Below are 5,552 nucleotides of genomic sequence, written 5' to 3'. Positions count from 1 at the left end.
CCGATGTCAAATTCCCGCGTGCGTGTCGGCTACGCCGCCACACACCCTACGCACGAAACTCGTCCGCTGCGGGGTTCGCCCTGCGAGAGAGGGGCTTATTCTGCTGAATTGCAAATAGCGCCTAAGCCAACCTACAAGGCCTTGCGGATGATTTGTAAACAGACTCTAAACAGGTTCTCAGGCGGGATATAGCGCGCCGAGGATGCGTGTCTGCCCGCCGGTGGTGGTGGCGAGTTCCAGCGGGTGGCGTGCGGTAAATTGCGCCGCGAGCCAGGCGAAGCCGCTGGCTTCCAGCGCCTGCGCCGGGATGGGGCAGGGGGCGCAGTGTTTGCCGAAGCGGGCGAGTTCGTCTTCGATTTGTTCGACGAGGAAGCGGTTTTTGGCGCCGCCGCCAGCGAGATAGACTGCGCCGGGGTGGCGGGCAGCGCGGATGGCGTCACAGATGGTACGTGCAGTGAGGGCAAGCAGGGTGTGCTGCACGTCGGCGGGCGCTTCGATGCCGAGCAGGTGGCGTGCCACCCATTCCGGGTGGAAGTAGTCGCGGCCGCTGCTTTTCGGCGGTGCGCGGTGGAAGTAGGGGTCGGCGAGGAAGCGGGCGAGCAGGTCGGGCAGCAGTTGGCCGCTGCGTGCCCAGTCGCCGTCCGCGTCGAAGGGCAGGCCGCGCTGTTGTTGTATCCAGGTGTCCATCAGGCCGTTGCCGGGGCCGGTGTCGTAGCCGGAGCAGTGGTCGGCGGCAATCAGGCTGATGTTGGCAATGCCGCCGATGTTGACGAGGATGGCGGGGCGGTCGCCGAGCAGGCCGCGTTGGAATAGTGGCGCTAGCGGCGCGCCCTGGCCGCCTGCGGCGAGGTCGCGGCTGCGGAAATCGGCGATGGTGTCGATGCCGGTGCGTTCGGCGATGAGCGCCGGGTTTTGCAACTGGATGGTGTAGGGCGGGGTGCTGTCCGGGCTGTGGCGCACGGTTTGGCCGTGGGCGCCAATGGCGGTGATGTCGTGCGCGGTGAGGCCGGTTTGTGCGAGGAGGGCGGCGACGGCGTCGGCGCTGGCTTCGGCGTGTTGCCAGGCGGCGACGGCGGCGCGATGGAGTTCGTTGTCGCCCGGCTGGCACAGTGCTTGCAGCGCGGCGCGCAGGGCGGGCGGCATTGGCTGTTCGTGGTGGGCGAGGTAGTGGTAGTGGCCGCCGGTTTCGCGGATGAGCGCGGCGTCAATGCCGTCCAGGCTGGTGCCGGTCATGATGCCGATGTAGTGGCGGGGCGGGGTCATGTGCGTTGTTGCAGCAGTTCGAGGGTGCGGCGGATTTGTGTTGCCTTGGCGTGCTCGGGGTAGCGCTTGAGCAGTTGTTGCAGCAGTTGTTGGGCTTTGTCGCTCTCGCCTTTTTTCGCCAGCGCGCGCGCGGCGAGGAAGTAGTTTTCCACGAGCTGCGGGTGCCGGGGGTGGTGTTTGGCGAAGTTGCGGGTGAGGTTGAGCACGGTGTCGTAGTGCTGTTTGCCCGCCGCGATTTGTGCCAGCGGGTATATCCAGTCGGCGGGGAGGATGCCGTCGCCGGTTTCGTCCAGCGTTTGGTGGATGGCGGGATAGCTGTAGGGGTTGCCGCTCGCCGTCGCTTCAATCAGCCGCATTTCCATCGCCTGCATGGCGTCTTCGCGCCCCTGACGGCGGTAGAGCTGGTGCAGCCGTTTGTAGGCGGGCAGGTAGCGGTTGGTATCGTGCAGGCCGTCGGCGTAGGGCTCAAGCAGGGCGATCGCCTGTTCGTTTTCGCCCTGGCGGATGAGGACGTCCGCCTGGGTCAGGTCGCCGGCAAAGCGCCGCTGTTCGTCGGCACTCATGCCTTCGGTGTCGGCCTCGCGCAGCAGGTTGAGATCCACCGGCGGCGCGCGCCGCTGGAGTTGCGCGTGCCGTTCTTCTTCGGCCTTGAGGCGGTTCAGTTCGGCGAGCAGGTCGTCATCCATGTTGATGTGGGCGGCGAGTTCGCGCTCGTCGATGTCGATGTTGTCGGGGTCGAGGGTTTCTTCCGGCGGTGGGAAGTACCAGGAGAAGTAGATGAGCGGCAGCGCGAGGAGGAAGGCGAAGATGATGCCGCGGAGGATGGTGATGAGCTGGATGATGGCAGGGGCGCCGTAGGTGCCGTTGATGCTGTTGTAGCGCGCCTGGTCTTCGGCGCTGATGACGGTCTGCGCCAGCATGGTGTAGATGGTCAGTACCAGCGCGGCAAAGAGGAAGGGCATGGCGAGGATGGCGAGGTAGCGTCCGGCGCCGCCGATTTCGGCGACAGCACGCCGCCACGCAGCGGGCTTGAGGATGGCGAGCGATCCGGCGCCCTGAAAGATGCTGAGGATGAGCGCGGGGGTGAGGGCGTAGAGGATGACGCCGGTGAGGTTGAGCAGGGTCGGGCGGCGGTCGCCGGTAAACATCAGTTGCAACAGGAAGACGACGGTGCCGCAGAAGGCGATGGCAACGGCGGCGTCAATGGCAATGTTTTTCGGCAGTTTGCTGATGGTGGTCAGCGGTACGCGCTCCTGCTCCAGCCCGTGCATCAGGCGCTGCATACTGTCGAGCATCTTGCAGGCGAAGAGGACGATGAGGGCGAAGATGATGAACCAGTTGAGCGTGCCAACGCCTTCCATCCGCGCCTCGCCGAGCGAGCGCAGGGCGATAAACACGGCAGCCAGCGCGCCGCAGTAGAGCAGATTGCCGGGGCGAAAGAGGTATTGCAGGCTGCGGTTGAGATAGCCGAGGGCGTTGTCGTCTTGCATGGAAAATCCTTTCGTGTTTTCAGGTGGTTGGTTTTTGGAATGAAGATGCGTTCATTGTAAGCGCCGTTTGTGCCAAGCGGGCGCGGTGGCCACACGCCCGCCGGGGCGGTGGCTATTGTGCCTGCAACAGCTTCAGCGTGGCACGGATTTGTCCCGCCTTTTCATGATGGGCAAAGCGGGCGAGCATCTGCGTCAGCAATTGCTGCGCGCGGTCGGCGTGGCCGGTTTTGGCGAGCGCCCGTGCGGCGAGGAGGTAATTGTCGATGAGCTGCGGATGGTCGGGATGCTGTTGCGCGAAGCCGCGTGTCAGCGTCAGCACCACCAGGTAATGCTGCTGCCGCGCGGCGAATTGTGCCAGCGGATAAATGAGGTCGGCGGGCAGCGTCGCCGGGTCAATGCGTTCAAGCTCCGGGCGGATGAGATCGAAGCTCGGCGCGTGGCCGTGCGCGGCGGCCACGGCGAGGCGTTGTAGCAGATCGTATTCCGGCTTGAGCGCGTAAACGCGGCGATAAGCGGGAAAGTAGGCGGCGGCATCGTGCGCGTCGTCGGCATATGGCGCGAGCAGGGCGAGGCCGGCGTCGATTTTGTTGCTGCCGAGCAGCGTGTCGGCGCGGGCAAGGGCGAGGACGAAGGTTTTTTGCGTGCCGATGTCCATGCCGCTGGTGTCGGCGTCTGCCAGCAGGCTGAAATCGGGAGCTGCTTCGGCTGCCGCCGCCGGTGCGGCACTTTTGTCTTCCGCCGTGGGCGGGGTGACGCCGTGTCCGGCGAGGGCGGCGCTGATGGATTCCATCTCGGCGGCGTTCATGCCGTAGGAAAAACTTTCGGGGTCGTCGCTGTCTTCACGCGGGAAGGCGCTGGCATAGAGGTGCTGGTTAAAAAAGGCCAGTGTCATCAGTACCAGGCCGATGAGGAGGTAATAGATGTACATGGTGCCAGGCACGGATATTTTGCTTTTCCCGGACATGGCCTGCTGCATCACGCCCGCCACCAGGTTTTGTTGCATCGCCGGGGCAATCAGGAAAACGATAAACAAAATGGCGACAGCGATGAGCGCCACGGCAATCCCCAGCAGGGCGAAATAGCGGCCTGCGCCAATATCGGAGATGGCATCACCCCATTGCCGCGGCGAGAATGCGGCGCTGGCGGTATCTGTTTTCAGCATGGCCAGGGTGATGGCCGGATTGAGGATAAACCCGGCCAGCAGCACCAACCCGCCCAGTAGCTGCAGCCCCGTGCGCGACTGCATGAACGCCAGCGCGGCGGCAATGGCACCCAGCGCAATCATCACCAGCAAGCCGAGTCCGGTCAGACGCAAGGGCAGGGTGCCGCTGATGACGCTTACCGGGGCAAAGGAGACGGGTTCGTCATCCAGACCCAGCCGCATTCGTTCGGAATTGTCCAGCAGCTTGTACAGCATCAGCAACAGCGCAATCGTCTGCAAAATCAGCGCTGTTCCGCCGGGCGAAAGCGGGTCGCGGGGAACATGGTGTTTTAGCGCATATTCGAGATTGTCCGTGCAGATTAGACAGAAGATGACTGCGGTAATCAGGATATAAACCAGACTGCCGGACTTGAAAGTGAAGCGCAATGCGCGCTGGAGGTTGGTGGCAAGGCTGTCGTTCATGGGGTTGTCCTTTGGGTTTGAGAAATACGGGCAGCGGTATGAAATTAAAGAAATGGGGCGGCGAGTACTATATGGTTTTCGCCGCCGCTCATTCATCCATAGAGGAAATTTGGGTTGTTGTTATCCGTGCGCGGATAGGCGCAGGCGTAGCAATGCTGGTTAAAAAAGGCGATGGCGACAAGCAGGGTATTGGCGAGGAAATAGTAAAAGTACATGAATGCGGGCAGGGAAAAGGTTTCGCCTCCGTCGTATGCCTGAATGAACATAGCGCTTCCCAGTTTCTCCTCAATAACTGGGTCAATACCGATATAAATAATCAGAAATACCACCGCAAGCATGGCGCCGGTCATGCCCAGCAAGGCGAAATAGCGTCTGACGCCCATGTCATTGATGGCGTCGCGCCATTGTCGTGGCGAAAAGGCGGCGACAGAGGATTCGGCTTTCAGCACGGCCAGCGTGACCAGTGGGTTCAGGGCAAAAATGGTGACGAACAAGAGTATGAGCAGGACGTAGATGAGTTCGGGGCGATAGATTTGCAGATAGGCGCCGATGATGCCTGCCAGCACGCCGATAACGAAGCCCAGGGCAATCATTCCCCAGGGCAGTTCGGCGCCGATGACGCTGGTCGGCGCCAATGGCACGGGTTCGCCATCCAGCCCGAGGCGCAGGCGGGCGGCATTGTCGAGCAGTTTGTAGGTCATGAGCAGCGCGGCGGCGAGTTGCAGGAGCATAGCCATGCCGCTGCTGCTGCGATACGTCAGCAGATGAGTGATGCTGACGGCATCGCTGATGCAGAAAATGGCGGCTATTAGCAGGATATGGCAGATATTGCCGGACTTGAGGGTAAAGCGCAGCGCTCGCTGGAAGTTGTCGGAAAGGCTGTTGTTCATGGGGTGTCCTTATGGATTTGGGGAATGCGGGCAGTTTACCGGGTTTGGCGAATGGCGCGGCAACGAGATGGGATCGCGCAAATGCCCGCGTGCGTGCCGGTATAGCCATCCACCGAAAGCCTCATACGGTGTTGCATCGCCTGACCGGGCACCCTAAAAAATGGCGGAGCCATTTTTTAGAACCTGTTCAAAATTTTGGGGAATTGCATTTTCCCGTATGCTTGTGTAGAGAACTGAAAGCTGGGAAACAGCTAATATGCCCCCTCTCCTTGTGGGAGAGGGCTG

General features: G+C 62.0%; 4 protein-coding genes. All 4 read right to left on the bottom strand.

Going from position 1 to position 5,552, the window contains the following annotated elements; genetic code table 11:
• Positions 1 to 177: 177 nt before the first annotated feature.
• Positions 178 to 1,263 (bottom strand): anhydro-N-acetylmuramic acid kinase, encoded by a 1,086-nt coding sequence (locus Q0349_RS11080; RefSeq protein WP_298081018.1) that lies wholly within the window; start codon positions 1,261 to 1,263, stop codon positions 178 to 180.
• Positions 1,260 to 2,753, bottom strand: a complete 1,494-nt coding sequence (locus tag Q0349_RS11075) for a tetratricopeptide repeat protein (RefSeq protein ID WP_298081017.1) — start codon at positions 2,751 to 2,753, stop codon at positions 1,260 to 1,262. Before Q0349_RS11075 ends, Q0349_RS11080 begins: the two co-directional genes overlap by 4 nt.
• Positions 2,754 to 2,865: 112 nt before the next feature.
• Positions 2,866 to 4,377, bottom strand: a complete 1,512-nt coding sequence (locus Q0349_RS11070; protein WP_298081016.1) for a hypothetical protein — start codon at positions 4,375 to 4,377, stop codon at positions 2,866 to 2,868.
• A 92-nt stretch (positions 4,378 to 4,469) separates the two neighbouring features.
• On the bottom strand, positions 4,470 to 5,267 hold the full coding sequence (locus Q0349_RS11065; protein ID WP_298081015.1) for a hypothetical protein: 798 nt from the start codon (positions 5,265 to 5,267) through the stop codon (positions 4,470 to 4,472).
• Positions 5,268 to 5,552 lie beyond the last annotated feature (285 nt).

This window comes from uncultured Cardiobacterium sp. (assembly GCF_938028185.1).
In the GTDB taxonomy this organism is placed as follows: Bacteria; Pseudomonadota; Gammaproteobacteria; order Cardiobacteriales; family Cardiobacteriaceae; genus Cardiobacterium.
The sequence above is the reverse complement of the archived record's forward strand: the minus strand, read 5'-3'. Positions and strand labels throughout refer to the sequence as shown.

Excerpts from the sequence above, each read along its gene's own strand:
- Q0349_RS11080 (WP_298081018.1), bottom strand. The coding sequence starts at position 1,263 with ATGACCCCGCCCCGCCACTACATCGGCATCATGACCGGCACCAGCCTG.
- Q0349_RS11075 (WP_298081017.1), bottom strand. The coding sequence starts at position 2,753 with ATGCAAGACGACAACGCCCTCGGCTATCTCAACCGCAGCCTGCAATAC.
- Q0349_RS11070 (WP_298081016.1), bottom strand. The coding sequence starts at position 4,377 with ATGAACGACAGCCTTGCCACCAACCTCCAGCGCGCATTGCGCTTCACT.
- Q0349_RS11065 (WP_298081015.1), bottom strand. The coding sequence starts at position 5,267 with ATGAACAACAGCCTTTCCGACAACTTCCAGCGAGCGCTGCGCTTTACC.